This is a genomic window from Agarivorans sp. QJM3NY_25, assembly GCF_050870875.2.
Lineage (GTDB): Bacteria > Pseudomonadota > Gammaproteobacteria > Enterobacterales > Celerinatantimonadaceae > Agarivorans.
Genome location: NZ_CP194041.2, coordinates 4,219,469 through 4,244,297 on the forward strand (window position 1 = coordinate 4,219,469; position 24,829 = coordinate 4,244,297).

Genomic DNA, 24,829 nt, shown 5'->3' on the forward strand with positions numbered 1-24,829 from the left:
CTTTAGCCCAAATATGATAGAGTAAACGGCGTTTTGCTCGTAGTAATATAGGAACCGAATGAAAAAATTAATTTTGCTTAGCACCTGCATGTTGATGCTCGTGGCTGGCTTAGTTCAGGCGAAAGAACAACTGCTCGATAAGGTTGTTGCTATCGTTAATAATGACGTGATTACTCAAACCCAAGTGGATGAGCTAAGCGCCAAAGTATTACGCAATGCAAAAACCAGCGGACAAACTCTGCCTCCACAAGCAGAATTGCATCAACAAGTGATGGACCGCTTAATTACCGAAAGCTTACAGCTGCAACTCGCAGACAGACTTGGTATCAAGATCAGTGATAGTCAATTAGAAAACACGATTGATAATATTATCCAAGGCGAGAAAAAGACCCGCGACGAGTTTCTACAACAACTCAGCAGTGACGGTGTCAGCTACCAGCAATTTCGCGAAGATATACGCAAAGAAATTATTCTTGGTGAAGTAGGCAGAAGCCAGGTACAACGACGTATCAGCGTCTCTCAACAAGAAATAGATGCCTTAATGAAACTAATTGCCGAGAAAGATAAAGGCAGTATCCGCTACCATGTTGGACACATCCAATTGCGACTTGGAAGTGATGAAGTCAAAACCCAACAGCTGGCGGAAACCATAGTCAAGCAATTAAAAGCTGGAGAAAATTTTAACCAACTAGCAATGACTTATTCTCAAGGTCCAAAAGCTTTAGAAGGCGGTGATTGGGGATGGATGACTCTAGAAGAGATGCCAACTCTGTTTGCAGGCGTGGTTAATAAACAACCTAAAGATACCGTGCTCGGCCCGATCCGTACCGAATCTGGACTACACATTGTGATGGTATTAGATACCGAAGGTCTACAAAAAGTAGAAACCTTAGAGGTAAATGCACGACACATTTTGATTAAGCCATCGATTATTCTAAGTGATAAAAAAGCCCAAAGTTTACTGGCTAAATTACGCCAACAACTAGTAAGCGGAGAAGCTAGTTTTGCCGAATTAGCCAAACAGTATTCAGAAGACCCTGGCTCTGCAGTCCGTGGCGGTGAACTCGGTTGGTCGGACCCAAATGTGTTTGTGCCGGCCTTCCGCGATACAGTCAACCACTTAGCCGTGGGTGAGATTAGCCAACCTTTTCGCTCAACCTTTGGTTGGCATTTATTAGAAGTGCTCGACAAACGCACCACCGATACCACCAATAAAGCCAGCGAAAACCGAGCTTATCAAATGATTTTCAACCGTAAATTCAACGAAGAAACGCAAGCTTGGCAAGATGAGCTTCGTGAAGAAGCCTACGTTGAAATTTTGGATGGTGATTCATGAGCGACGCAATAGCAAGAATTGCGATTACCCCTGGTGAGCCTGCGGGCATTGGCCCTGATTTAGTGCTCGCAATTAGTCAGCGTAGCTGGCCGATGGAGCTAGTCGTTATCGCCGATCCTCGTTTGCTCAAAGAGCGGGCGAAACAATTGGGCATCGAAGTAAGTTTATTGTCCTACCAACCAGAGCAAGCCCCCCAAGCACAGGCGGCTGGAACTTTAACCGTGGCACCCATCGCGATGAGTGTGCCTGCAATTGCCGGCGAACTCAACGAAGCCAATGGACACTATGTATTAAATACCCTTAAATTTGCTTGTGAAGGCAATATGAATAGCCAATTTGCAGCGGTTGTTACCGGCCCGGTGAACAAAGGCATCATTAACAAAGCAGGCGTTTCATTTAGCGGCCATACTGAGTTTTTTGCTCAACAATCAAGTACCGCCGATGTGGTCATGCTGTTGGCCACCGAAGGTTTGCGGGTTGCTCTGGCGACCACTCACCTCCCGCTGGCTTATGTCGCAAAAGCGATAACTCACGAGCGGCTGTACAATATCATCACGATTTTACATCACGATTTACAAACTAAATTTGCGATTAAGCAGCCGAAAATTTTTGTTTGTGGGCTTAATCCGCATGCCGGAGAAGATGGTCATTTAGGTCGTGAAGAATTAGATATCATTATTCCTTTATTAGATGAAATGCGCAGCGAACATGGCATGAATTTAATCGGGCCACTCCCTGCCGATACCTTGTTCCAATCCAAGTATTTGGACGAGGCTGACGCGGTCTTGGCAATGTACCATGACCAAGGCCTACCAGTAATAAAATATAAAGGGTTTGGCAAATCGGTCAACATTACCTTAGGACTCCCCTTTATTCGAACCTCAGTCGATCATGGAACAGCACTTGAGCTGGCGGGCACTGGGCAAGCCGATCATGGAAGTATGCTAACCGCAATCAAACAAGCCATCGATATGGTAGAGCGAGAACATGAATAAACAAGTCCATCAAGGGCACCGCGCCCGTAAACGCTTCGGCCAAAACTTTCTGAATAACGACTCGGTCATCAGCCAAATTGTCGCCACTATCTATCCTCAGCCCGGCGAAAACCTGGTCGAAATTGGTCCTGGCCTAGGCGCCTTAACCGCCCCTGTAGCGAATGCTGCTGGTCAGCTACAAGTGGTAGAGTTGGATCGCGATTTGGCTCAACGCCTGCGCGAGCATCCAACCCTAGCAGAGAAATTGACCATCCATGAAATTGATGCGCTTAAATTCGACTTCATGCAGTTGAGTCGACCCGAGCAAAAGATGCGTATCTTCGGTAACTTGCCCTATAACATTTCTACACCATTAATTTTTCATTTGCTAAGCTTCACTAGCGCCATTTCCGACATGCACTTTATGCTACAAAAAGAAGTGGTAAAACGGATGGCCGCAGGACCTCACTCGAAGGCCTATGGTCGACTCAGTGTCATGACCCAAATACAATGTAAAGTAATGCCAGCCTTGGAAGTACCTCCAGAAGCCTTCATGCCGCCTCCTAAAGTCGACTCGGCGGTCGTTCGCCTAGAGCCTTATGCCAGCACACTTTACCCTCTGAACTCATTAAAAACCCTCGACACAGTCTGTAAAGAGGCCTTTAATCAGCGACGCAAAACAATCCGAAATGCACTCGGCAACCTGTTAAGCCTTGAGCAACTTGAGGCTTTAGGTTTACAACCAAGCTTGCGGCCAGAAAATTTAACTATTCAGCAGTTTTGTGATATTGCTAACTACATAGATAAAGAACAATTATTGCAGGCTAACGACGTTAATGAGTAACACACCTGAATACCAATTAGATATTGAAGTTGAATCTGGATTCTTGCCTGAGCACTCTGCTCCTGAGGAACATAAATTTGCCTTCTATTACACCGTTACCATTCGTAATTGTGGTAGCCAAGCACTTCAGTTAATGCGTCGTTACTGGCTGATCACCGATGGCAATGGCGATGAGAATGAAGTAACGGGAGACGGTGTGGTCGGTAAACAACCACACCTACAACCAGAAAAGTCATTTACTTATACCAGCAGTGCACTACTCGCAACCGAGGTGGGGGTGATGCAGGGCTACTATACCTTGGTGGATCCAGAAGGTAATGAGTTTGAAGCTGAGATCCCAGCTTTTCGCCTGTCCTTACCGAATAAATTACATTAACCAAGGTAAGTTGTTATGGCTACCTATTTTGTTGGTGATATTCAAGGCTGCCTTGATGAACTCAAGGCGCTACTTGAACAAGTCAAATTTTCTAAAAAACGTGATCAGCTATGGTTAGCAGGCGACTTAGTGGCCCGCGGCCCTCAATCCCTAGCCACGCTGCGTTTTGTGAAACAGCTCGGCGATGCAGCACAAATAGTACTGGGCAACCATGACCTACACTTACTCGCCGTGGCAAACGGTATTCACCGCGCCAAGCGACGAGACAAACTACAAGACTTGCTAGAAGCCCCAGACAAAGACGAGTTACTCGATTGGTTAAGAAAACAACCGCTGATAGTGAAACACCCTGAATTTGACTTAGTCATGGTACATGCAGGCATTTATCCAAAGTGGAAAGTTGCTAAGGCCTTAAAGCTCGGCAAAGAGGTACAAAAGAAACTTTCTGGTGATCACTACCTTGAGTTACTACAAAATATGTATAGTAACGAACCAGCTCACTGGAGCGACGAGCTAGTCGGTTATGATCGACTGCGCTACATCATTAATGTCTTCACCCGCATGCGTTACTGTTTTCCAGATGGCAGTCTCGATTTCGCCCTGAAAATTCCACCAAATAAAAATACTAATCCCAACTTAGTCCCTTGGTTTAATCTTCCAGGAAAGCATCTTAAGCACACCCACATTATCTTTGGTCACTGGGCGGCGTTGATGGGAGAAAGCGCTCACCCCTTGGTTGACGGGCTAGATACTGGTTGTGTTTGGGGGAATCATTTAACGATGCTGCGCTGGGAAGACCAGCGCTTTTTCACCCAAGACTGCTTAAACGAGATAAGCAAAGATTAACGCAAACGATGTAAATGTATAAATTCATAGGGGTGTGGATTTTTATCATCTGCCGGGTGCTGTTCGCGAGCCATTTCTTGCCATTGATATTGGGTGTAATCAGGGAAATAAGCATCGCCTTCCAAGTCTTTATCAATCAAAGTTAGATATAACTCATCGGCCAATGCTAGGCATTGTTGATAAATATTCGCGCCACCAATAATCATTACTTCCGCTTGATCGGCTACCAATTGAAGCGCGTCTTCAAGTTGATTGACAACTGTCACGCCCTCGATGCTTAAGTGTGGATTACGACTCACCACTATATTCAAACGTCCTGGTAAAGGGCGCCCAATCGACTCATAAGTTAAACGCCCCATCACGACAGGCTTGCCCATTGTGACGGTCTTAAAGTGCTTTAAATCGGCCGGCAAGTGCCATGGCATTTGATTATCTAAGCCTATCACTCGACCCTTTGCCATCGCAGCTATCATTGCAACTTTCACGACTTAACTTTCTCCAAATCTTATAAAATCATTAAACAATAGGCCGCCCTCGATAAATCACCACCGATGGGATCGCGAGACCAAAACTCAAAGCCATTAAAATAAACATGGTTCGTAAACCATTTTCAAGAATGGTTGCTAATAACGGGTCACTATAACCATTACTATATAAACTAATAATGCCAACCATGGTGGTAAACGCATAACTCCCAGGGATCATCGGAATAATTGAAGCCACGGTAAACACTGGTCGAGGAATGATATAGCGTCGTGACCAGTAAACGCCGAGTAAGCCAACACTGGTTGATGCAACTAATGTCGCCCATTCTAAAGGCACCCCCCAATGAATACACAAAGTACGTAAGCTATGCGCAAAAGCACCACCAATCGCGCAAAAGCCAAGCATTCGTGTGGGCACATTAAAGACCATGGCAAAACCAACTGCAGGCACCGAAGCGAAGGCCGCATCTTCAAGCAGTAAGAGTATTAAATCGAGCATCTTATAACCACCCACTCACGCCGGTTGCCCACATCGATAAGGCGATCCCCATTGCAACCCCAAGCGTTAACAAGGACGCAAAAAACCAACGGGATATGCCCATGCTAATGTGACCTTTCACCATATCTGAGACCGCATTAATCAAAGGAAACCCAGGAACCAACAACAACACTGATGCAGCCATCACTGTTTGCGGTTGATTACCAATATCATAACGCACCGCTAAGCCCGCAATTGTGGTAGCAACAAATGCAGTCATACCAAAGTTAAGAATTGGATTATGATGGCGGTGCGCCATCTCTTGACGAAAAGTCATCGCCGCCGCAGAAGCAATAAATGTCATACCAAATACAGACCAATCGCCACCAAATAAATGAGCAAAACAAGCGCAAGAAAGGCCAATCATCAATACAACTAACCAGCGATTATGTTTAAACGGAACCAAGCGTTCTAAACGTTTCACCACATCATCTACATCCAGCAGTTGTTTCTCTGCCATGATGGTAATGCGTTGCACCTCACACACCATATGCATGTTAATGCCCCGATCGTAAACTCGACGCGTGGTCGTGATGCAGCGGCTTTGAGCCAAACCAGTTAAAATCAGGGCATTAGCGGTAATGGCCAACTCAACGCTGTCTAAGCCCAGCGCCTTACCTAAACGAACGATGGTTTCTTCGATCAACTTACTTTCGGCACCATGCTGTTGCATGATCCGGCCAGCCTGCACCGCAACACGACAGATCCTTGTCTGTTGCTCGTGAGTAATAACCCGTTCCGGAGCCTGAACAGGCGCCGGAGGTTTTATAATAAAAGAGCGTAACATCTAACAATCCCAGTAAACCAATTACAAAATGAGTTTACTATGGCTGGTAAATAACCTCTACACCATGATCGTCGTCATCATCATCCCAATCATCATCATCCCAGTCTTCTTGATTAGCCTGGTCAATTTGTTCTTGGTGATAATCATCCCATTGGAACTTCACTTCTTCGCGCTCGGCCATCTCTTCTTCAATCATCGGCAATGTTTCGATGAATTGACCGATAGCTTTACAAAGCTCTTTAGTGCCTTTGCCTTCAAGCGCAGACAAAGAAAACACCTCACCCTGCCAATCAAGTGCTTTAATCACCGACTGACGAATTTCTTCGGCTTCGTCTTCCAACACTAAATCTACTTTGTTGAAGATCAACCAGCGTGGTTTTTCGAATAACTTTTCACTGTATTGCGAGAGCTCATTAATTATGGTTATGGCATTCTCAGCAGGATCACTACCATCGGCCGGCAATACATCAACCATATGTAACAATACCCGACAACGTTCCAAGTGCTTCAGGAAGCGAACCCCTAAACCAGCACCTTCGGCAGCACCTTCGATCAGCCCGGGAATATCGGCAATCACAAATCCGCGATTTTCCGATTGGCGTACCACTCCAAGGTTCGGGATCAGTGTGGTAAATGGATAATCAGCAACTTTAGGTCTTGCCGCAGAGACACTACGAATAAAAGTCGATTTACCAGCATTTGGTAAGCCTAACATCCCCACATCCGCCAACAGCAATAACTCTAATTTGAGGTTGCGAACTTCACCAGGCGTACCGTTGGATTTGCGACGAGGCGCTCGATTGGTACTGCTCTTGAAGCGGGTGTTTCCCAAACCATGAAAACCACCTTTTGCCACCATTAAGCGTTGCTTGTGTTGCGTTAAATCACCTAATAATTCGCCAGTATCTTGATCGCGAGCACGAGAACCAACCGGCACTGGTAATTCTAAATCTTCACCGCGTTTACCTGTACAATTAGAGCCTTGACCATTCTCACCGCGTTCCGCTTTATGAAAACGCTCAAAGCGATAATCGATCAAAGTATTCAAATTTTCGTCAGCGACCAGATAAACACTGCCACCGTCACCACCATCACCACCGTCTGGGCCACCTCGTGGCACATATTTTTCACGGCGAAAACTAATGACGCCATTGCCACCGTCTCCGGCGTCAACCTTGATTACTGCTTCATCTACAAATTTCATAATCTACTCCAGTATTATCGCTAACTATAATGCACCGCATTTAATTCGCGACAGCAATACTTAAGCCTTAGAAAAAAAAAGCCCCGCTTATAGCGGGGCTTTAAAAATATTGAGTTGGTTGTTTATTCAGCTACGATGCTAACAAACTTGCGGCTTTTAGCGCCTTTAACCTCAAATTTCACTTTGCCTTCAGCAGTTGCGAAAAGTGTATGGTCTTTACCAATACCAACATTTGAGCCCGCGTGGAACTTAGTACCACGTTGACGAACAATAATACTACCCGCTAAAACAGACTCGCCACCGAAACGTTTAACACCTAGGCGTTTACTTTCTGAATCACGACCGTTACGAGTACTACCACCAGCCTTTTTATGTGCCATGAGTATATTCCTCTAAAATTAACCGTTAATGCCTGTAATGCGAACTTCAGTGAACCACTGACGGTGGCCCTGTTGCTTACGTGAATGCTTACGACGACGGAACTTAACGATTTTAACTTTATCGCCACGACCATGAGATACAACTTCAGCTGTAACTTTGGTACCATCTACATAAGGTGCGCCAACTTGAACATCATCGCCATTAGCAACTAGTAATACGTTATCAAATTCAACTGTTTCACCAGTCTCAACGTCTAGTTTCTCAAGGCGAAGTGTTTGACCTTCGGCCACACGGTGTTGTTTACCACCACTTTGGATAACCGCGTACATTTTTTTCAAACTCCGCTGTACACCTAGTATTTCAAGGTGTATATAATTCTTAACAATGACGGCGGATTCTACGGAAAAAGATCTGTTCTCGCAAGCGGAAAATCAAAAAAGTTTAAAAATCACGCAAGGCCAAGAATTTTACCCAGCTAAAGCTGTGAATAGGCAGGAATTGCGATACTATTGCAACATTATATTATCATCATAAATTGCTGAATCATCGGCATGACAATCTAATAAGACATTATGCAATTGGATGCGATAAAAAAGCTGTCTGAACAAGACATGGCTGCGGTAAACGCACTTATTTTTAAAGAGCTAGAATCAGATGTAGCGCTGATTAACCAAATTTCATTCTATATCGTAAATAGTGGCGGCAAACGGATCCGTCCTTTACTCACCGTATTAGCGGCTAGAGCACTCGGAGACCAGCAACAGCAACATATAAAGTTGGCGGCTATCATCGAGTTTATACATACTTCTACACTGCTTCACGATGATGTTGTGGACGAGTCAGAATTGCGGCGCGGTAAAGATACTGCAAATGCTCGATTTGGTAATGCCGCCAGCGTTTTAGTTGGCGACTTCCTTTACTCGCGCTCATTCCAGCTAATGACTCAATTGCAAAACTTACAAGTGATGGACATTCTTGCCGACGCGACCAATGTGATTGCCGAAGGAGAAGTCTTACAGCTAATCAATTGCAATGATCCCGACACTGATGAGGCGCGTTATTTTGAAGTGATCTATTGTAAAACAGCCAAGCTATTTGAAGCTGCAACTCGGCTTGCCGCGGTTATCGGTAACCAAGATTCAACCATAGAACGAGCGATGCAAGACTACGGAAAATATCTTGGTACCGCTTTCCAAATTATGGATGATGTCTTGGACTACACCGCTGACAAAGCAGAGATGGGCAAAAATGTTGGCGACGACTTAGCAGAAGGTAAGCCTACACTGCCACTCATTTATGCAATGGAACACGCCAATCCAGCGGATAGAGAGTTAATCGCGAATGCGATTAAACATGGAGGTTCACGCGATCAACTGGAACCGATTTTGCGGATCCTAGATAAGACCAAAGCCTTAGAATATTGTCACTCTCGCGCTGCTGAAGAAGCTCAGAAAGCTATCGACGCCTTAGTGCATATAAATGACGGCGAATATAAGCAAGCCTTAATTAGCCTCGCCAACATTGCAGCTGATCGCGTCGCATAATAAAAAGGGCGACCCACAAACAAAAAAAGCTGCCAATGGCAGCTTTTTTATTCACGATTTGCCTCAACTAAGCAAACGGGTGACGTAGAACCATCGTTTCCAAACGATCAGGACCAGTAGAGATAATATCAACCGGAACTTCCAGTAATTCTTCAATCCGAGCTATATAAGCTAAAGCCGCTTCAGGAAGTTGTTCACGCGCAGTTAAACCGAAAGTATTTTCTGACCAACCAGGCATCGTTTCATAAACAGGAACAGCCACCTCATAACCTTCGGCTGCCATTGGTGGTACTTTAAGCACATCACCGTTTGGCATCTGATAACCAGTACAAATTTTCAATTCAGCTAAGCCGTCAAGCACATCAAGCTTAGTCAGACATAAACCTGAGAGGCTATTAATTTGCACTGCACGACGCATCGCGACGGCATCTAACCAACCGCAGCGACGTTTACGGCCAGTGGTAGCACCAAACTCATGACCTTTCACACCAAGGTGCTCACCCACATCATCATCAAGCTCGGTAGGGAATGGCCCTGCCCCAACTCGAGTGGTGTAAGCTTTAGTGATACCTAATACATAATCTAAATGACGAGGACCAAAACCGCTGCCCGTGGCTACACCACCCGCTGTGGTATTAGAAGATGTCACATATGGGTAGGTGCCATGATCCACATCGAGTAAAGTCCCTTGAGCACCTTCGAACATTACCGAATCACCACGACGACGCGCCTGATCTAAGAGATCTGCAACATCGGCAACCATAGCAATCAGCACTGGAGCCATCTGAGTCATTTGCTCAAGCACTTCTTCATAACTCACGCTAGGGGCGTCATAGTAATGATTTAATTGGAAGTTATGGTATTCCATCACTTCTTTAAGCTTGCTAGCAAATTGCTCCATGTTGAACAAATCACCAACTCGCAAACCACGACGCGCCACTTTGTCTTCGTAAGCGGGACCAATACCTCGGCCGGTGGTTCCGATAGCGTTTTTACCGCGAGCTTTTTCTCGTGCGATATCTAATGCAACATGGTAAGGCAGGATTAATGGACATGCCTCACTAATCACGAGTCGTTCTTTTACCGGAACGCCACGCTCTTCAAGCATCGCCATTTCTTTAAACAGAGCATCTGGAGCTAATACCACACCGTTGCCAATTACACAGGTAACGTTGTCGCGCAGCACACCAGAAGGTATCAGGTGGAGGACGGTTTTTTCGCCGTCAATAACCAAGGTATGACCCGCATTGTGACCGCCTTGATAGCGAACCACGTAATTTGCTTTGTCAGTAAGTAGATCAACGATCTTACCTTTTCCTTCGTCTCCCCACTGGGAGCCAAGGATAACTACATTCTTTCCCATTGTCTTTTGTCGTCTCAGTTAAAAAGCGATTCTAGCAGAAATCGGACACTCAAGGGGTGCAAAATATACCGATATTAGCTTATTAGGTCAAAGATTAATCACATATATCAGTACGATTGCGGTCCCAACTAAATACAATCCAATTGTCCGGATACTGCTCGCTGGCGATTCAGAAATCATTTTTAATAGATTTTTCCATCGCTTAGGAAACAGTAATGGACCAAGCCCTTCAATTAAACAAACCAGAGCGAGTGCTAATAAAGTGGAATCTTGCATAAAAAAGCCCAGCAATAAACTGGGCCCCCATTCATAGTCTACTGACTAGGTTCTTTCATGTACTGGAAGAATTCACTATTTGGATCTAATACCATCAAGTCTCCTCCATTATCGAAGCTATTACGGTAGGCAGCCATGCTCCGCCAGAATTTATAAAACTCTGGGTTTTTCTGATAAGCATGAGCATAAATCTTGGCAGCTTTTGCATCACCTTCACCACGCATTTCTCGACCCCGCTTATCTGCATCAGCCAGTAACACGTTCACTCTGCGATCCACGTTAGCCCGAATAATCTCGGACTGCTCTTGACCTTGAGAACGATGTTCTTTTGCCACAGCTAAACGCTCTGCTCGCATCCGTTGGTAAATACTGTTACTTACTTCGTCAGGTAAATTGATTTGCTTAATGCGTACGTCCCTCACTTCAATACCAATCTCTGAAGAACGCGCCATTTGTTTCAAAGCATCTTCCATTACTTGCCCACGTTCGCCAGACACAATATCGCGAATCGTCCGAGCACCAATTTCACTACGTAAACCGTTATTAATTTTACGCTTTAGCAAAGACTCAGCTTGTATCACCGAACCACCAGTAGAGAGATAAAATTTAGAAAAGTCTTCAATTCGCCATTTAACATAGGAATCAATGATTAAATCTTTTTTCTCCGAGGTGACAAAACGGTCAGCATTACCATCCAAAGTTTGGATCCGTGAATCCAATACTCTCACCGAATCAATAAACGGAACTTTGAACTGCAAGCCAGGCTCATACACTTTGGTTGCACCATCGTCAGTACGTTTAACTTTCCCGAACTGAATCACAATGCCTCGCTCACCTTCTTTCACAACAAAAATAGATGAGTACGCTACCAACAAGGCCAAAATCACGCCAAAAATAGTAAACTGTTTCATGGCTTAATTTCTCCCCGAATTACTACGGTCGCTGCTTCGAATTGAAGTAGGGCGAGATGGAATAGAGCTACCAGATTCTGAGTTCATCGTTGATGATTTACTCGTATTACCACTAGTGCCAGTATTGGTCGCCGGCTTTTGATTCTGCTCCATTAGTTTATCGATCGGCAAATACAACATGTTGTTATTATTTGAACCATCAATTAATACCTTGTTAGACTTCGCGTAGACTTGCTCCATCGTTTCAAGGTACAGGCGATGACGCGTCACATCTGGCGCCGCTTCATACTCTGGGAGTAACTGTTCAAAACGAGCAACCTCACCTTGCGCTCTTAACACGATCTGCTCTTGGTAACCTTGCGCTTCTTGTTCAATACGTTGAACTCGGCCACGTGCACGGGGTTCAATTTCCCGTTGATAAGCTTCCGCCTCACGAATAAAGCGCTGCTCATCTTCCTGGGCTGAAATCGCATCATCGAAAGCATCTTTTACTTCCTCCGGCGGACGAGCTGGCAAAAAGTTAACATCAACCACTTGTATACCCAACTTATAAGGTTCGATGATTTTATCAAGTAAAGTCCAAGTCTCACTTCTCACCACTTCACGACCAGTCGTCAAAATATCATCCATGGTCGTATGCCCAATGACATATCGCAGCGCGCTATCGGTGGCTTGCGCTAAGCTATCATCTGGCGAAGTCACGCTAAATAGGTAGTTCTTTGGCTCTACGACTCGATATTGCACGTCCATTTCGACCCGTACAACATTCTCATCTTCAGTCAACATAAACCCAGAAGCAGGCAATGAACGAATCGTTTCCACATCCACTGGCAGCACTTCTTGAACAAAAGTTGCTTTCCAATTCAAACCTGGCTGTACTGGGCCGGCTTCATTGTCATACTTACCGAAAGTAAGCTTTACACCACGCTCGGCTTCAGCAATGGTATAAAAGCCGCTGGCAACCCAAATAATACCAAGTATCACCAGAACTACAGCGATCCCAAAACCGCTCACACCACCACTTCCAATTGATGGTTTTTTATTTCCACCGCCAAAAATACCGCCAAACTTACGTGTAAGTTTAGTGATCACTTCATCTAAATCAGGGGGACCCTGATTACCTTTCTTATTGTTATTACCCCAAGGGTCGCGATCACCGCTACCTTTGTTGCCAGGCTCATTCCAGGCCATCTGTGTCTCCAGAAGTTAAAGTAAATGCCTACTCACATTGAGTAATAAAACTATCTAAACTATGGTCAAATTGTTTATCCAAGCGCTGCCATGAAATGGCATCTAATCGGATATCAACAACGATATTTCCAGTATCGTCTAAACGCTCACCTGCTACGCAGTCTAACTGATATAAGCGACTACGCAAGCGGCCTTCACTGGGTGGTAAACGTAAAGTGTGGTTAACCATGTCACCAACTAAACGTTCACTGATCGCCTTATGCAATAAAGGCAAACCCTCCCCCGTCAACGCCGATACCCACACTTTCTGAGGTAAGCCTTTTTCGTCGCGTTCAATACGCGGACTCACATCAGCAAGTTGATCAACTTTATTGTATACCTGTAAGAATGGGATCTCACCAGCACCAATTTCGTCTAATACCAGCTCCACTTGTTCGATATTCTCAGCCACTCGTTCATCACTGCAATCGATCACGTGCAACAATAATTGGGCTTCTCGCGTTTCAGTTAATGTCGCTTTAAAAGCCGCAACCAAATCGTGAGGAAGATGACGAATGAAGCCAACTGTATCCGCTAAAATTACCTTACCAACATCTTCTATCTCAATTTTACGCAATGTTGGGTCAAGCGTCGCAAACAACTGATCTGCTGCATATACCTTAGATTCGGTAATTCGATTAAACAAGGTCGATTTACCAGCATTGGTATAACCCGCCAATGATACGGTTGGTAGTTCCGCCCGTTGGCGAGCTCGCCGACCTTGCTCACGCTGCTTACCCACTTTATCTAAACGCTGAGTAATTTGTTTAATACGCGCCCGTAGTAAGCGTCGATCAGTTTCAAGTTGCGTTTCACCTGGACCACGCAAACCAATCCCACCTTTTTGACGTTCTAAGTGAGTCCATCCGCGAATCAGACGTGTCGACATATGACGCAATTGGGCCAACTCAACCTGCAACTTACCTTCATGGGTACGTGCTCGCTGAGCAAAAATATCTAAAATGAGGGTGGTACGATCAAGTACCCGAGCCTCGCAAAGATGCTCTAAATTACGTTCTTGTGCGGGCGACAAGGCGTGATTAAAAATAATCACGTCGGCTTGAGCACTTTTTACAATTTCTGCGATTTCTTCGGCTTTCCCCGTCCCCACAAAATATTTGGGATGGGGAGAAACCCGACTACCGGTGATAGTAGCAACCGCATTGACCCCAGCCGAACTGACTAGCATCTTCAGTTCTTCTAGGTCCTCACGCTCATCTTCGTCATTAAAATTAACATGAACTAAGATGGCCTGCTCACCAGCTTCATAACGGTCAAACAAGCTAATTTACTCCTTGGCACTTACCAAGGCTAATAAGCCTCAGCAAATTGCTATTCTTCGTTCTTTGCTTCACTAGGTACAGGACTATGGTGTGGCACTGCGCGTGCAGGAACCACGGTGGAGATAGCATGTTTATATACCATTTGGCTGACAGTGTTTTTCAACAAGATAACAAACTGATCAAATGATTCAACTTGGCCTTGTAACTTAATACCGTTTACTAAATAAATTGAAACGGGAATACGCTCACGTCGTAACGCATTCAAAAATGGGTCTTGTAATGATTGCCCCTTCGCCATGTTATTGTTCCTTTTTTCTTATAAATTAATTGGCACAGATCAAATTCGATTATATACCACTAACTTGGAGCCTTATAGAGACATTTTCAAGTGTCACCGAGTGAATTCGCCATTATTTGGCTATTTTCCGATGCTGCACTTCGTAGCCAAGTTAGAGAAGGCCAGCTTTTTAGCCAGTTCATTTGTTTCTTAGCAAGCTGGCGTGTTGCCACAATACCGCGAAACACCATTTCATCATAATCTATTTCTCCGCTAAGGTATTGCCACATCTGGCGATAACCCACACTACGCATCGATGGTAGACTCAAATCTAAATCGCTTCGTTGCATCAGCCCTTCGACCTCAGCTTCGAAGCCAAGTTCCAACATTAAGCGAAAACGCCGCTCAATGAGTTCGTGCAATTGACTTTTTTCGCTCGGTGCAATGGCAAACTGATGCACCTGAAATGGCAAAGGTGGTAAAGGCATACGATTAATTTCGGTGAGCGACTGACCCGTTAAGCGATAAACCTCAACCGCTCGCATCAAGCGCTGATGGTCATTCACACTAATTCTTGCCGCACTCAGCGGATCATAATTTTGCAACTGTGCATGCAAGGCTTGCCACGAGCTCACCGCAGCCTCTTGTTTAATTTGTTCTCTAAGCTGCAGATCTGCTTCAGGTAAGGGCGCAATACCTTCAACCAATGCTTTGAAATACAACATCGAGCCCCCCACCAATAGCGGAATATTACCGCGTTGATGAATCGCAGCGATCTGAGTCAGAGCATCTTGGCGAAAGTCAGCTGCAGAATAGACTTCGGTAGGATCACAAATATCAATCAAAGCATGAGGTGCCAAGGCTTGCTCGGCCGCCGTAGGCTTCGCCGTACCAATATCCATGCCGCGATAGATAAGTGCCGAATCAACACTGATAAGCTCCATTCCAAACTGTTGATGAAGCTCAATGGCTAAGGCGGTTTTACCGGAAGCCGTTGGCCCCATAAGAGTCACAATCGGTAAACGCTTAATCATGAATAAATCCTGCGATAGTTTTGCTTAAATCAACAGATTGCCAAAATCGCTTCGGTAGCCCTTGAGGGTACTCACCGCATAACTGCTGGCAACAGTCCAAGGCTTGTGCCCAAGTAAATTGCTGGGGTTTAAGCTGTAGCTTAATCAAGCCACTCAGTAAGGCTTCTGGCTGTTGCCACTCGTCTTGCGGTAATTGCTGCATCGCTGCCAACAAACGCGGAAGCAACTGAGCAAAATCAGCTTTTCTAAATAACTTGGGAACTTGCGTTACGATAAGCTGAGTACGATTTTGCTGATTTAAGGTAAAGCCTAAACGACCCAATACGCTCTGCTGCTGCACCGCAAGAGCACATAAATCATCGCTCATCGTTAACTTTAAGGGGAGCAATAAAGGTACGCTATCTAAACCTTGTTGCCATTGGCTCAAAGCCTGATTAAAACTGAGGTGCTGTAAACTCGCCCATAAATCAATTAAGCCTAACTGGCTGGCTTGCCGCGCTAATAAATAGCCCTCTTCAATCATATGTAATGGATGAAGGCTTAACTCATTCTGTGGCTTTGTGTTTGTCGCAACAGCGCTGTATTCGGCACTTAACTCAGCGCTACGACTGAGCCAATTCTGATTTGCAGCGACTTGACTCACACTCGGTTTATCGGCTCGTTGTAAATGAGACTGGTAGTGATGGCGATCTTCAGCGACCCGACTCGAATTGGATTCACGCACTTGCACAGGATCTGCAGAGCGCTTATTTTCGCTAGCAACAGGGGTTCCTAATGATCGGTGCTCAGTCGCGCTCACAACATTAATATCTTGCGGTGATACAGGCGAAATTGGGGGATTCGGAACATGGCTTAAAGCTGAACCCAATACCTGTACGATATAATCATGAACTAAGCGAGCCTGATGAAAACGCACCTCATGTTTAGCCGGGTGCACATTCACATCAACCTGGTCAAGCGGCAATTCAAGATACAACACATAGCAAGCATATTGCTGTTCATCCAGATAACTTGCGAAAGCCTGGCGAATGGCGTGTTGCAATAACTTATCGCGCATCATTCGACCATTTACATAAAAATACTGCTGATCATTTTGGGCTCTCGCAGCCTCAGGTAAACCCAGCCAGCCATGTAAGCGTAGCTGATCATGTTGATTGTCAATATGCAAACAGTGATGACTAAAAGCAGGGCCTATCACCGACGCCACGCGTTTTAATTGTTTATCTAAATTATCAGCGATACGATATTGTCGGGTCAATTTACCGTTGTGCTTCAGGCTTAAAGCAACATCAAAACGGCTCAAAGCTAAGCGTTTTAGTAACTCATCTATGTGCGAAAATTCAGTTTTCTCGGTACGCAAAAACTTCCGACGCGCAGGAGTGTTAAAAAACAAATCTAAAACTTCAACCGAACAGCCCACCGGATGAGCGCAAGGTTGCAAACTAACCTCCATATCACGGCCTGCCGCCTGAGCCTGCCAAGCCTGAGCTTGTTCAGCAGTTCGAGAGCTCAAACTTAAACGTGATACCGAGCTAATACTAGCCAGAGCCTCGCCACGAAAGCCTAAGGTGGCAATGCAACTTAAATCATCCAAACTATCAATTTTACTAGTCGCATGACGGCTTAGCGCTAAACATAACTGTTGTTGCTCAATGCCTGAGCCATTATCACGGATCAAAATCCGTTTCGCCCCCCCTTTATCGATTTCGATCTCGATACGAGTAGCCCCTGCATCTAGGCAGTTCTCGATCAACTCTTTCACGACTGAAGCAGGGCGTTCCACCACTTCTCCAGCCGCAATTTGGTTGGCTAATTGTGCTGGTAATATTTGAATCGGCATCTAATCAACTATTAGGAATGGTCAAAACCTGACCAATTTTGAGCGTATTTGAAGATAACTTATTGGCTTTTTTTAAACCGGCGACGCTGGTCTTATAACGAGCGGCTAATACCGACAAAGATTCACCTTTTTTAACCGTGTGCTTTTTTACACCATAGGTTTTCGCGTACAAAGTTCCAGGTAAAGGTTTCCTCTGATAATACTTTTTAATCCCAGATACAATGGCCTTGGCAAGTTTTTGTTGATGGTTACCAGAGCGCAATAAATTCTCTTCTTTGTGATTCGTAATAAAACCAGCTTCAACCAAAATCGATGGAATGTCGGGCGATTTTAACACCGCCAAACTCGCATGTTCTGGCTTTTTCTTATGTAAAGTAGTGACCTTACCGAGTTGACTTAAGACCTGTGTTGCCACTTGATAAGCGGTATTCATCGAATAATCCATTTGCATGTCAATCAGGGCAAAGTTGAGATGCGCATCATTGTCAGTATTACTCATTAACTCACCAACCCCTCCCAATAAGTCTGATTCTGCTTCGTGATCTTCTAGATGTCTGCCTACCTCACTCTTTGCACGGCGAGTAGATACGACCCATACCGAAGCCCCCTTAGGCTGCGAAGAAGTAAAGCCGTCGGCATGAATAGAGACCAGAAAATCAGCTTTACTCTTACGTGCGATTTGCGAACGTTTATTTAAATTAACGAAGTAGTCCCCTTGGCGAATTAACACGCCCTTCAATCCCGACTCTTTATCAATTAAACGCTGTACTCGCTTAGCAATGGCTAAAGTGACACTTTTTTCATAAGTTTTACGGCGACCAATCGCCCCAGGATCTTCGCCACCATGGCCTGCATCAATCGCAATGATAATGTCTCGATTCCCTTCCAACTGCTGCTGGGTTTTAGTTTTCGAGATCTGCTGTTGTTTCTTTTCTGTGGCGGCGGAACCTACCTTGTCAGGTAAATCAATCACTAAGCGATGGCCATAATTACCCGTTGGTTTAAGCGCAAATACCACCGGCGTAACTGGCTGATTCAGCTCAATAACCAGCCGATAAGCGTCCTTTTCTTTAGGGGTACTCGCTCGAACTTTTTTAACCAATCGACCAGAGATATCGACTTTGCTCAGTTCAACCTTCATTTGGCTATTCTTTAAATCAAGCACCAAACGATCCGGCTTTTTTAAATTAAAGTAGCTAAACTCAGGTGCGGCTGAAAGGTCGAGCACGATCCGAGTATTATCTGGACCACTCCATACCCTAACCCCCGAGACGGAGCTACCTGCGTAGGCCAAGCAACTCACTAAATAGAGACTGAGCCACAACCAGCGACCAGACAAAACATTAAACCGCATCTTGACTCAACTGCTCCACGATACTCTCTCCTTGAACACTGAGGGCCTTCACTTGGACGCAACGCTGCTCCCCCTGATATGCCAACTCAACTAGCAAATCTGGCTCGGGTAAAAAACCAAGCCCTTTCTCTGGCCACTCAACGATACATAAACAATCTTCACCAAAATAATCGCGGATCCCTATAAATTCTAGTTCCTCTGGATCGGCTAAGCGATATAAATCGAAATGGTTGACTCGCCACTCACCCAGTTGATAAGGCTCAACCAGGGTGTAAGTTGGACTTTTTACCTTACCTTGATGCCCTTTACCTTGGACAAAGCCTCGCGTGAGTGTTGTTTTACCTGCGCCAAGATCACCCGCCAGATAAATCACCAAGGCTTGCTCACAAGCTTTCGCGAGGCGGACACCTAAAGCAACCGTCGCTTGTGCGTCATTTAATTCAGTTTGCCAGATTTTCATTACTATTTGGATTCACCAGTTTTCTTATATAAGGCATCAAATCGGAGGCTAACATGCCTCTTTCACCTTGCTCCGCAGCGAAGTCTGCCGCCATGCCATGAATACTAACGCCAAGGCAGGCAATATCAAATAAACCATACTGCCCATTCAATTGCGCAATCAGACCGCCGATGATACCAGACAATACGTCTCCCATCCCCCCCGATGCCATTCCCGGATTACCGAAGGTCGATATTTTTACCTTCTTACCATCACCCACAATAATAGTACCAGCACCTTTAAGAACACAAACGCCGCCAAAGCGCTGCTGGATCTTCAGTGCAGCGGCAATCCTATCTTGTTCAACCTCCAACACGGAACACTGCAGCAAACGCGCCGCCTCGCCTGGATGTGGTGTAAGTACCCAGTTGTCCCGCCTTTCAGGCTGCTGTGCTAACAAATTTAAAGCATCTGCATCAACCAATAAATTGCATTTCCGTGCCAAGGCTTCTGTCCATAGAAAACCAGCCCAACGATCTTGCGCGAGGCCCGGTCCAACGACCAAGCTATTTGCTTTGGCTAATAAATCTTTCAGTAATAACCTCTGTTCAAGCTCAACGCCCATCACCATCAATTCGGGTCGCCCCGCCAACATCAACGCAAGATGTTCTGGTTTAGTGAGCACATTGACCAAACCTGCACCAGTGCGCAAACTTGCTTCTGCAGCCAAACGGATTGCCCCCGGCATACCAAGGTTACCCCCCAGCAGAGCTAAGCGACCACATTGGCCTTTGTGTGCCACGCGACTGCGTTTCGTTAATAAAGTCCACAATGGAGCGGGTAGATTTCGTTCTACTCTACTGCGATTCATTTGGGAAAAATCATCTCCAATCCCCAATCCAGCGAACACCAAATCTCCCACATAATCAGCAGATTGGCCGGTAAATAAGCCCTGTTTTAAAGCAACGAAACTAATCGTTGCGCTAGCTTTGAGTGCAACGCCAAAAATACGCCCTGTATTAGCACACAAACCGGAAGGAAGATCTAAGGCTAACACTGGCGCAGATAATTGGTTAATCTTCGTCAGCAAGCCTGCAATAGGTTCACGTATTTCACCTGCGAGCCCAGTCCCGAATATACCATCAACAATCACATCACATGGGCCCTCAAAGGCCGCCATAGAGTCGAGCGTTCCACCGACCGCTAACCATGCCTGTCGAGCCAATCGGGCCTCTTCAGGCAAGCGTTCGGCCAAACCAAGTTCAATCAATTGAATTTGTAAATGGGCTTGCTTCGCGAGTCGCGCTAATACATAGGCATCCCCACCATTATTACCGCCACCAGCAAATACCAATAAACGCCGTGCATTGGGCCAACGATGTTGCAGAAATGCAAAAGCTGCTTGCCCTGCACGCTCCATCAGCGTGAACAAACTAAGCCCTTGTTTTATGGCCAATACTGCTTCTTGCGTTTTCACCGCTTCGGCTGACCACAAACTTTGTGGTAAACTTGCGGTAAATAAACCGTGCTTTTGCCCCATGCCCCTACCATCCGAAATAGACCTGAATCAGCTGGTTCAACATATCAAGCTCACTGCTAAATCGCTAGGTTTTCAGCAAATTGGCATTACAGATGTGGATCTTAGTCAACATCATCAACAGCTGGAACGCTGGTTAGAAAAAGGCTACCACGGCGAGATGGATTATTTAGCGCGCAATGTCGAGCTTCGCAAGCATCCTGAGCTATTGCATGAAGGCACCATGCGCATCATTTCAGTTCGTATGGATTATTTGCCTGAACACGCCCAATTTGCCCAAAGTTTAAACCATACCGAACAAGCCTATATCAGCCGTTATGCTTTAGGCCGAGATTATCATAAATTAATGCGTAAACGACTCAATCAGCTGGGCAAGGCCATTAGCCAATATTGCGATAGTGAGCTAAACATGCGTCCCTTTGTCGACTCAGCCCCGGTTCTAGAACGTCAACTCGCCACCAAAGCGGGTTTAGGTTGGACCGGCAAGCATAGCTTACTCATTAATCAGGATGCTGGTTCTTGGTTTTTTTTGGGAGAACTGTTTATCAACTTACCCCTGCCTTGCGACCAAGCGGTTGAACATCAGTGTGGTGATTGTGTGGCTTGCTTAACCATCTGTCCAACTCAGGCCATCGTCGCGCCCTATCAAGTTGATGCTCGGCGCTGTATATCTTATCTCACCATCGAATATGACGGCGTGATCGATGAAGACTTGCGCCCTCTTATGGGCAATCGAATTTATGGCTGCGACGACTGCCAGCTGGCATGTCCTTGGAATCGCTATGCTCAGCTAGGCCAAGAACCAGACTTTGCCAAGCGGGAACAACTCAACCAACCAGACCTCTTAGCTCTATTCGCATGGACTGAAGCGGAATTCTTAAGCAAAACTGAAGGCTCTGCCATTCGACGCATCGGCCATCAACAATGGCTACGTAACATTGCAATTGCATTAGGTAACGCGCCTTACTCCGAGCAAATATTGCAACAACTACAAAATAAACAAGACGTCACCGAGCAAGTACAACAACATATCGACTGGGCCATCAAACAACAACAAAACAGGGCTGCCCAAGCCTCCCGCAAAACGGCCAGATTGATCCGCATTGTAGAGAAAGGATTATCTCGTGATGCCTGATGTTTCGCTTATGCAACTTCTGTTACACTTTTTGTAACCCATAGAATGGAAGCAACTCATGCATATACTTGGCGTAGATATTGGTGGCACAGGCATTAAAGCCGCCATCGTAGATTCAAAAACTGGACAGTTAATTAGCCAACGACAGCGAATCACCACACCGCAACCAGCCACACCTCAAGCCGTTGCTGCTTGCATGAAACAAATGGTAGCTTTTTTTAATTGGCAAGGACCCATTGGTTGTGGCTTTCCCGCCACCGTGCATCACGGCGTCGCCCAAACGGCATCAAACATCGACCAGAGCTGGATTGGCACCAATGTTGAGTCGCTATTTACTGAATATACCGATTGCCCCTGCTATGTACTCAACGACGCGGATGCAGCAGGTATGGCAGAAATGGCCTTTGGTGCTGGGATTCAACACCACGGTGTCGTACTAGTCGTAACGGTAGGCACCGGCATTGGTAGTGCGGTCTTTGTCAATGGTCAGTTACTCCCAAATACTGAATTGGGTCACCTCATTCTAAATCAGCAAGTCGCTGAACATTACATCAGTGCACGAGTGCGTGAGACCGAAGATTTGAGCTGGAAAAAATGGGGAAAGCGCTTCGACCTATATTTACAACGCTTAGCATTTTTAATGTCTCCCGATTGCTTCATTATTGGTGGAGGGGCCAGTAAGAAATTTGAAAAATATTCGTCTCAACTCACGGTAAAAGCGGAAGTATTACCGGCCCAAGGACTCAATCAGGCGGGGATTGTAGGCGCTGCAATGTATGCTCTGCATCAACAGTAGCAAACAAGACTGAAACCGACGTTAGCTGAACAACAGAAGCCGTTTTACTCAGGACATAAAAAAGCCCCACATCATCGATGCAGGGCTTTCATTTGGAGCGGCACATCGGGTTCGAACCGATGACCTCAACCTTGGCAAGGTTGCGCTCTACCAACTGAGCTAGTGCCGCTTAAATCTTTACCACTATTTAATATGAGTGAGTATTCAACCAAGGTTGCGCTACTCTTTATTCCACACTGAGCGAGTGCCGCTTAAATCTTTACCACTATTTAATATGAGTGAGTATTCAACCAAGGTTGCGCTACTCTTTATTCCCACACTGAGCGAGTGCCGCTTAAATCTTTACCACTATTTAATATGAGTGAGTATTCAACCAAGGTTGCGCTACTCTTTATTCCCACACTGAGCGAGTGCCGCTTAAATCTTTACCACTATTTAATATGAGTGAGTATTCAACCAAGGTTGCGCTACTCTTGATTCCCACACTGAGCGAGTGCTGCTTAAATCTTTATCACTATTTAATATGAGTGAGTGTTCAACCAAGGTTGCGCTACTCTTTATTCCCACGCTGAGCTAGTGCTGCTTAAATCTTTCTTACCGCTTCAATTATCTATAAATAACTAAAACTTTAAATTGGAGCGGCACATCGGGTTCGAACCGATGACCTCAACCTTGGCAAGGTTGCGCTCTACCAACTGAGCTAGTGCCGCTTAAATCTTTATCACTATTTAATATGAGTGAGTATTCAACCAAGGTTGCGCTACTCTTTATTCCCACACTGAGCGAGTGCCGCTTAAATCTTTATCACTATTTAATATGAGTGAGTATTCAACCAAGGTTGCGCTACTCTTTATCCCACACTGAGCTAGTGCTGCTTTAATCTTTCTTACTGCTTCAATTATCTGTAAATAACTAAAACTTTAAATTGGAGCGGCACATCGGGTTCGAACCGATGACCTCAACCTTGGCAAGGTTGCGCTCTACCAACTGAGCTAGTGCCGCTTAAATCTTTATCACTATTTAATATGAGTGAGTATTCAACCAAGGTTGCGCTACTCTTTATTCCCACACTGAGCTAGTGCCGCTTAAATCTTTACCACTATTTAATATGAGTGAGTATTCAACCAAGGTTGCGCTACTCTTTATCCCACACTGAGCTAGTGCTGCTTAAATCTTTATCACTATTTAATATGAGTGAGTATTCAACTAAGGTTGCGCTACTCTTTATCCCACACTGAGCTAGTGCCGCTTAAATTTTTACCACTATTTAATATGAGTGAGTATTCAACCAAGGTTGCGCTACTCTTTATCCCACACTGAGCTAGTGCTGCCTACATTAAAACGTGAACCGAAACAGTTCATGTCTTTCAGGGCTGCGAATTATACGAGGAAAATTCACCTTTGCAATAGTTCCTCGGTAAAAAAACAGCCCGAAGCAACTGTTTGCTTAGTTTTCGCCCAGCTTGAAGAAAGTTTTTTGATAATGACGCATTTCAGCAATCGATTCGCGAATATCATCTAAGGCTAAGTGGGTGCCACTTTTGCTAAAACCATCTAAAATCTCAGGTCGCCAACGACGAGCTAATTCTTTGACCGTACTCACATCAATGTTGCGATAATGAAAAAACTTTTCGAGTTCAGGCAAATAGTGATGCATAAAACGGCGATCCTGACCGATACTATTACCGCACATCGGGGATACCCCCTGAGGCACCCATTGTTTAATAAAATCGATGGTTTGCAAGGCAGCTTGCTGTTCATCAATCGTGCTAGCTCGAACTCGTTTAACCAAACCGGAGCCATTGTGAGTATTAGTGCACCATTCGTCCATCCCCGCCAGTACCGCGTCAGATTGGTAAACAGCTATCACTGGCCCTTCGGCAAGGATATTTAATTGAGCATCAGTCACAATACTCGCAATCTCCAAGACACGATCATTCATGGGCTCGAGACCAGTCATCTCCATGTCCACCCAAATTAAATTCTGTTCACTAACAGTCATGTTGCCCCATTATATTTGGAAATATTTTCCGCAAAGC

The 24,829-nt window shown here is 45.3% G+C and carries 26 protein-coding genes and 3 tRNA genes; 8 read left to right on the forward strand and 21 right to left on the reverse strand.

What is annotated here, in order from left to right:
- Positions 1-58: 58 nt before the first annotated feature.
- From surA to ACRRSW_RS19240, 5 genes are read left to right on the forward strand one after another with little or no spacing between them, the layout of a single operon-like run.
- Complete coding sequence (gene surA / locus ACRRSW_RS19220; RefSeq protein ID WP_432455953.1) at positions 59-1,336, forward strand: peptidylprolyl isomerase SurA; 1,278 nt, start codon at positions 59-61, stop codon at positions 1,334-1,336.
- Positions 1,333-2,331: a 4-hydroxythreonine-4-phosphate dehydrogenase PdxA gene (gene pdxA / locus ACRRSW_RS19225; RefSeq protein ID WP_432455952.1), complete on the forward strand. Its 999-nt coding sequence runs from the start codon at positions 1,333-1,335 to the stop codon at positions 2,329-2,331. The genes surA and pdxA overlap by 4 nt, the downstream gene beginning before the upstream one ends.
- Positions 2,324-3,154, forward strand: coding sequence for a 16S rRNA (adenine(1518)-N(6)/adenine(1519)-N(6))-dimethyltransferase RsmA (gene rsmA, locus ACRRSW_RS19230; protein WP_432455951.1), 831 nt, complete (start codon positions 2,324-2,326; stop codon positions 3,152-3,154). Before pdxA ends, rsmA begins: the two co-directional genes overlap by 8 nt.
- Entirely contained in the window at positions 3,147-3,530 is a 384-nt protein-coding gene (gene apaG / locus ACRRSW_RS19235; protein ID WP_432455950.1) for a Co2+/Mg2+ efflux protein ApaG, read from the forward strand. The genes rsmA and apaG overlap by 8 nt, the downstream gene beginning before the upstream one ends.
- 15 nt (positions 3,531-3,545) lie before the next feature.
- Positions 3,546-4,376, forward strand: coding sequence for a symmetrical bis(5'-nucleosyl)-tetraphosphatase (locus ACRRSW_RS19240; protein WP_432460178.1), 831 nt, complete (start codon positions 3,546-3,548; stop codon positions 4,374-4,376).
- Here the strand turns inward: ACRRSW_RS19240 and folA are convergent.
- From folA to rplU, 6 genes are all read right to left on the reverse strand, one after another.
- Positions 4,373-4,861: a type 3 dihydrofolate reductase gene (gene folA / locus ACRRSW_RS19245; protein WP_432460180.1), complete on the reverse strand. Its 489-nt coding sequence runs from the start codon at positions 4,859-4,861 to the stop codon at positions 4,373-4,375. The genes ACRRSW_RS19240 and folA overlap by 4 nt on opposite strands.
- Before the next feature lie 31 nt (positions 4,862-4,892).
- Positions 4,893-5,360, reverse strand: coding sequence for a threonine/serine exporter family protein (locus tag ACRRSW_RS19250; RefSeq protein ID WP_432455947.1), 468 nt, complete (start codon positions 5,358-5,360; stop codon positions 4,893-4,895).
- Position 5,361: 1 nt separating this feature from the next.
- Entirely contained in the window at positions 5,362-6,186 is an 825-nt protein-coding gene (locus tag ACRRSW_RS19255) for a threonine/serine ThrE exporter family protein (RefSeq protein WP_432455946.1), read from the reverse strand.
- A 37-nt stretch (positions 6,187-6,223) separates the two neighbouring features.
- Entirely contained in the window at positions 6,224-7,390 is a 1,167-nt protein-coding gene (cgtA, locus tag ACRRSW_RS19260; protein ID WP_432455945.1) for an Obg family GTPase CgtA, read from the reverse strand.
- A gap of 122 nt (positions 7,391-7,512) precedes the next feature.
- Positions 7,513-7,770, reverse strand: coding sequence for a 50S ribosomal protein L27 (rpmA, locus tag ACRRSW_RS19265; RefSeq protein WP_248712985.1), 258 nt, complete (start codon positions 7,768-7,770; stop codon positions 7,513-7,515).
- An 18-nt stretch (positions 7,771-7,788) separates the two neighbouring features.
- Positions 7,789-8,100 carry a 50S ribosomal protein L21 gene (gene rplU, locus ACRRSW_RS19270; RefSeq protein WP_248715663.1) on the reverse strand — a complete coding sequence of 104 codons (312 nt, stop codon included), beginning with the start codon at positions 8,098-8,100 and terminating at the stop codon, positions 7,789-7,791.
- Between the two features lie 243 nt (positions 8,101-8,343).
- Here rplU and ispB point away from each other — a divergent pair, with 243 nt between their 5' ends.
- Positions 8,344-9,315 carry an octaprenyl diphosphate synthase gene (gene ispB / locus ACRRSW_RS19275; protein WP_432460181.1) on the forward strand — a complete coding sequence of 324 codons (972 nt, stop codon included), beginning with the start codon at positions 8,344-8,346 and terminating at the stop codon, positions 9,313-9,315.
- 67 nt (positions 9,316-9,382) lie between these two features.
- Here the strand turns inward: ispB and ACRRSW_RS19280 are convergent, their stop codons facing one another.
- The 11 genes from ACRRSW_RS19280 to ACRRSW_RS19330 all read right to left on the reverse strand — a co-directional run bounded on the left by ACRRSW_RS19280 (position 9,383) and on the right by ACRRSW_RS19330 (position 20,862).
- On the reverse strand, positions 9,383-10,678 hold the full coding sequence (locus ACRRSW_RS19280; protein ID WP_432460182.1) for an adenylosuccinate synthase: 1,296 nt from the start codon (positions 10,676-10,678) through the stop codon (positions 9,383-9,385).
- 87 nt (positions 10,679-10,765) lie between these two features.
- On the reverse strand, positions 10,766-10,954 hold the full coding sequence (locus tag ACRRSW_RS19285; protein ID WP_432460183.1) for a DUF2065 domain-containing protein: 189 nt from the start codon (positions 10,952-10,954) through the stop codon (positions 10,766-10,768).
- Positions 10,955-10,992: 38 nt separating this feature from the next.
- Positions 10,993-11,865 (reverse strand): protease modulator HflC, encoded by an 873-nt coding sequence (gene hflC / locus ACRRSW_RS19290; RefSeq protein WP_432460185.1) that lies wholly within the window; start codon positions 11,863-11,865, stop codon positions 10,993-10,995.
- A gap of 3 nt (positions 11,866-11,868) precedes the next feature.
- The gene (hflK, locus tag ACRRSW_RS19295) at positions 11,869-13,056 is read right to left on the reverse strand and encodes an FtsH protease activity modulator HflK (protein WP_432460186.1); all 1,188 of its coding nucleotides are present in this window, start codon (positions 13,054-13,056) and stop codon (positions 11,869-11,871) included.
- 28 nt (positions 13,057-13,084) lie between these two features.
- Entirely contained in the window at positions 13,085-14,377 is a 1,293-nt protein-coding gene (gene hflX, locus ACRRSW_RS19300; RefSeq protein ID WP_432460187.1) for a ribosome rescue GTPase HflX, read from the reverse strand.
- Positions 14,378-14,427: 50 nt separating this feature from the next.
- Complete coding sequence (hfq, locus tag ACRRSW_RS19305; protein WP_432455938.1) at positions 14,428-14,676, reverse strand: RNA chaperone Hfq; 249 nt, start codon at positions 14,674-14,676, stop codon at positions 14,428-14,430.
- Positions 14,677-14,762: 86 nt separating this feature from the next.
- Positions 14,763-15,689, reverse strand: a complete 927-nt coding sequence (gene miaA / locus ACRRSW_RS19310; RefSeq protein WP_432460188.1) for a tRNA (adenosine(37)-N6)-dimethylallyltransferase MiaA — start codon at positions 15,687-15,689, stop codon at positions 14,763-14,765.
- A complete protein-coding gene (gene mutL, locus ACRRSW_RS19315) occupies positions 15,682-17,529 on the reverse strand; it encodes a DNA mismatch repair endonuclease MutL (protein WP_432460189.1) in 1,848 nt (615 codons plus the stop codon). Before mutL ends, miaA begins: the two co-directional genes overlap by 8 nt.
- 4 nt (positions 17,530-17,533) lie before the next feature.
- Positions 17,534-18,883, reverse strand: coding sequence for an N-acetylmuramoyl-L-alanine amidase (locus ACRRSW_RS19320; protein ID WP_432460190.1), 1,350 nt, complete (start codon positions 18,881-18,883; stop codon positions 17,534-17,536).
- Positions 18,873-19,343, reverse strand: a complete 471-nt coding sequence (tsaE, locus tag ACRRSW_RS19325; RefSeq protein WP_432455934.1) for a tRNA (adenosine(37)-N6)-threonylcarbamoyltransferase complex ATPase subunit type 1 TsaE — start codon at positions 19,341-19,343, stop codon at positions 18,873-18,875. Before tsaE ends, ACRRSW_RS19320 begins: the two co-directional genes overlap by 11 nt.
- Complete coding sequence (locus tag ACRRSW_RS19330; RefSeq protein WP_432460191.1) at positions 19,324-20,862, reverse strand: NAD(P)H-hydrate dehydratase; 1,539 nt, start codon at positions 20,860-20,862, stop codon at positions 19,324-19,326. Before ACRRSW_RS19330 ends, tsaE begins: the two co-directional genes overlap by 20 nt.
- Between ACRRSW_RS19330 and queG the strand changes: the two genes are divergently transcribed.
- Both queG and ppgK read left to right on the forward strand, forming a co-directional pair.
- Positions 20,861-21,994: a tRNA epoxyqueuosine(34) reductase QueG gene (gene queG, locus ACRRSW_RS19335; RefSeq protein WP_432460192.1), complete on the forward strand. Its 1,134-nt coding sequence runs from the start codon at positions 20,861-20,863 to the stop codon at positions 21,992-21,994. The genes ACRRSW_RS19330 and queG overlap by 2 nt on opposite strands.
- Positions 21,995-22,052: 58 nt before the next feature.
- Complete coding sequence (gene ppgK, locus ACRRSW_RS19340; RefSeq protein WP_432460193.1) at positions 22,053-22,790, forward strand: polyphosphate--glucose phosphotransferase; 738 nt, start codon at positions 22,053-22,055, stop codon at positions 22,788-22,790.
- A 93-nt stretch (positions 22,791-22,883) separates the two neighbouring features.
- Here the strand turns inward: ppgK and ACRRSW_RS19345 are convergent.
- The 4 genes from ACRRSW_RS19345 to orn form a co-directional block, all read right to left on the reverse strand.
- Positions 22,884-22,959, reverse strand: a tRNA-Gly gene (locus ACRRSW_RS19345).
- Between the two features lie 465 nt (positions 22,960-23,424).
- Positions 23,425-23,500 (reverse strand) — tRNA-Gly (locus ACRRSW_RS19350).
- A 216-nt stretch (positions 23,501-23,716) separates the two neighbouring features.
- Positions 23,717-23,792, reverse strand: a tRNA-Gly gene (locus ACRRSW_RS19355).
- A 445-nt stretch (positions 23,793-24,237) separates the two neighbouring features.
- Positions 24,238-24,792, reverse strand: a complete 555-nt coding sequence (gene orn / locus ACRRSW_RS19360) for an oligoribonuclease (protein ID WP_432455930.1) — start codon at positions 24,790-24,792, stop codon at positions 24,238-24,240.
- Positions 24,793-24,829: the final 37 nt, after the last annotated feature.

Excerpts from the sequence above, each read along its gene's own strand:
- surA (WP_432455953.1), top strand. The coding sequence starts at position 59 with ATGAAAAAATTAATTTTGCTTAGCACCTGCATGTTGATGCTCGTGGCT.
- pdxA (WP_432455952.1), top strand. The coding sequence starts at position 1,333 with ATGAGCGACGCAATAGCAAGAATTGCGATTACCCCTGGTGAGCCTGCG.
- rsmA (WP_432455951.1), top strand. The coding sequence starts at position 2,324 with ATGAATAAACAAGTCCATCAAGGGCACCGCGCCCGTAAACGCTTCGGC.
- apaG (WP_432455950.1), top strand. The coding sequence starts at position 3,147 with ATGAGTAACACACCTGAATACCAATTAGATATTGAAGTTGAATCTGGA.
- ACRRSW_RS19240 (WP_432460178.1), top strand. The coding sequence starts at position 3,546 with ATGGCTACCTATTTTGTTGGTGATATTCAAGGCTGCCTTGATGAACTC.
- ACRRSW_RS19250 (WP_432455947.1), bottom strand. The coding sequence starts at position 5,360 with ATGCTCGATTTAATACTCTTACTGCTTGAAGATGCGGCCTTCGCTTCG.
- ACRRSW_RS19255 (WP_432455946.1), bottom strand. The coding sequence starts at position 6,186 with ATGTTACGCTCTTTTATTATAAAACCTCCGGCGCCTGTTCAGGCTCCG.
- cgtA (WP_432455945.1), bottom strand. The coding sequence starts at position 7,390 with ATGAAATTTGTAGATGAAGCAGTAATCAAGGTTGACGCCGGAGACGGT.
- rpmA (WP_248712985.1), bottom strand. The coding sequence starts at position 7,770 with ATGGCACATAAAAAGGCTGGTGGTAGTACTCGTAACGGTCGTGATTCA.
- rplU (WP_248715663.1), bottom strand. The coding sequence starts at position 8,100 with ATGTACGCGGTTATCCAAAGTGGTGGTAAACAACACCGTGTGGCCGAA.
- ispB (WP_432460181.1), top strand. The coding sequence starts at position 8,344 with ATGCAATTGGATGCGATAAAAAAGCTGTCTGAACAAGACATGGCTGCG.
- ACRRSW_RS19280 (WP_432460182.1), bottom strand. The coding sequence starts at position 10,678 with ATGGGAAAGAATGTAGTTATCCTTGGCTCCCAGTGGGGAGACGAAGGA.
- ACRRSW_RS19285 (WP_432460183.1), bottom strand. The coding sequence starts at position 10,954 with ATGCAAGATTCCACTTTATTAGCACTCGCTCTGGTTTGTTTAATTGAA.
- hflC (WP_432460185.1), bottom strand. The coding sequence starts at position 11,865 with ATGAAACAGTTTACTATTTTTGGCGTGATTTTGGCCTTGTTGGTAGCG.
- hflK (WP_432460186.1), bottom strand. The coding sequence starts at position 13,056 with ATGGCCTGGAATGAGCCTGGCAACAAAGGTAGCGGTGATCGCGACCCT.
- hfq (WP_432455938.1), bottom strand. The coding sequence starts at position 14,676 with ATGGCGAAGGGGCAATCATTACAAGACCCATTTTTGAATGCGTTACGA.
- miaA (WP_432460188.1), bottom strand. The coding sequence starts at position 15,689 with ATGATTAAGCGTTTACCGATTGTGACTCTTATGGGGCCAACGGCTTCC.
- mutL (WP_432460189.1), bottom strand. The coding sequence starts at position 17,529 with ATGCCGATTCAAATATTACCAGCACAATTAGCCAACCAAATTGCGGCT.
- ACRRSW_RS19320 (WP_432460190.1), bottom strand. The coding sequence starts at position 18,883 with ATGCGGTTTAATGTTTTGTCTGGTCGCTGGTTGTGGCTCAGTCTCTAT.
- tsaE (WP_432455934.1), bottom strand. The coding sequence starts at position 19,343 with ATGAAAATCTGGCAAACTGAATTAAATGACGCACAAGCGACGGTTGCT.
- queG (WP_432460192.1), top strand. The coding sequence starts at position 20,861 with ATGCCCCTACCATCCGAAATAGACCTGAATCAGCTGGTTCAACATATC.
- ACRRSW_RS19330 (WP_432460191.1), bottom strand. The coding sequence starts at position 20,862 with ATGGGGCAAAAGCACGGTTTATTTACCGCAAGTTTACCACAAAGTTTG.
- ppgK (WP_432460193.1), top strand. The coding sequence starts at position 22,053 with ATGCATATACTTGGCGTAGATATTGGTGGCACAGGCATTAAAGCCGCC.
- orn (WP_432455930.1), bottom strand. The coding sequence starts at position 24,792 with ATGACTGTTAGTGAACAGAATTTAATTTGGGTGGACATGGAGATGACT.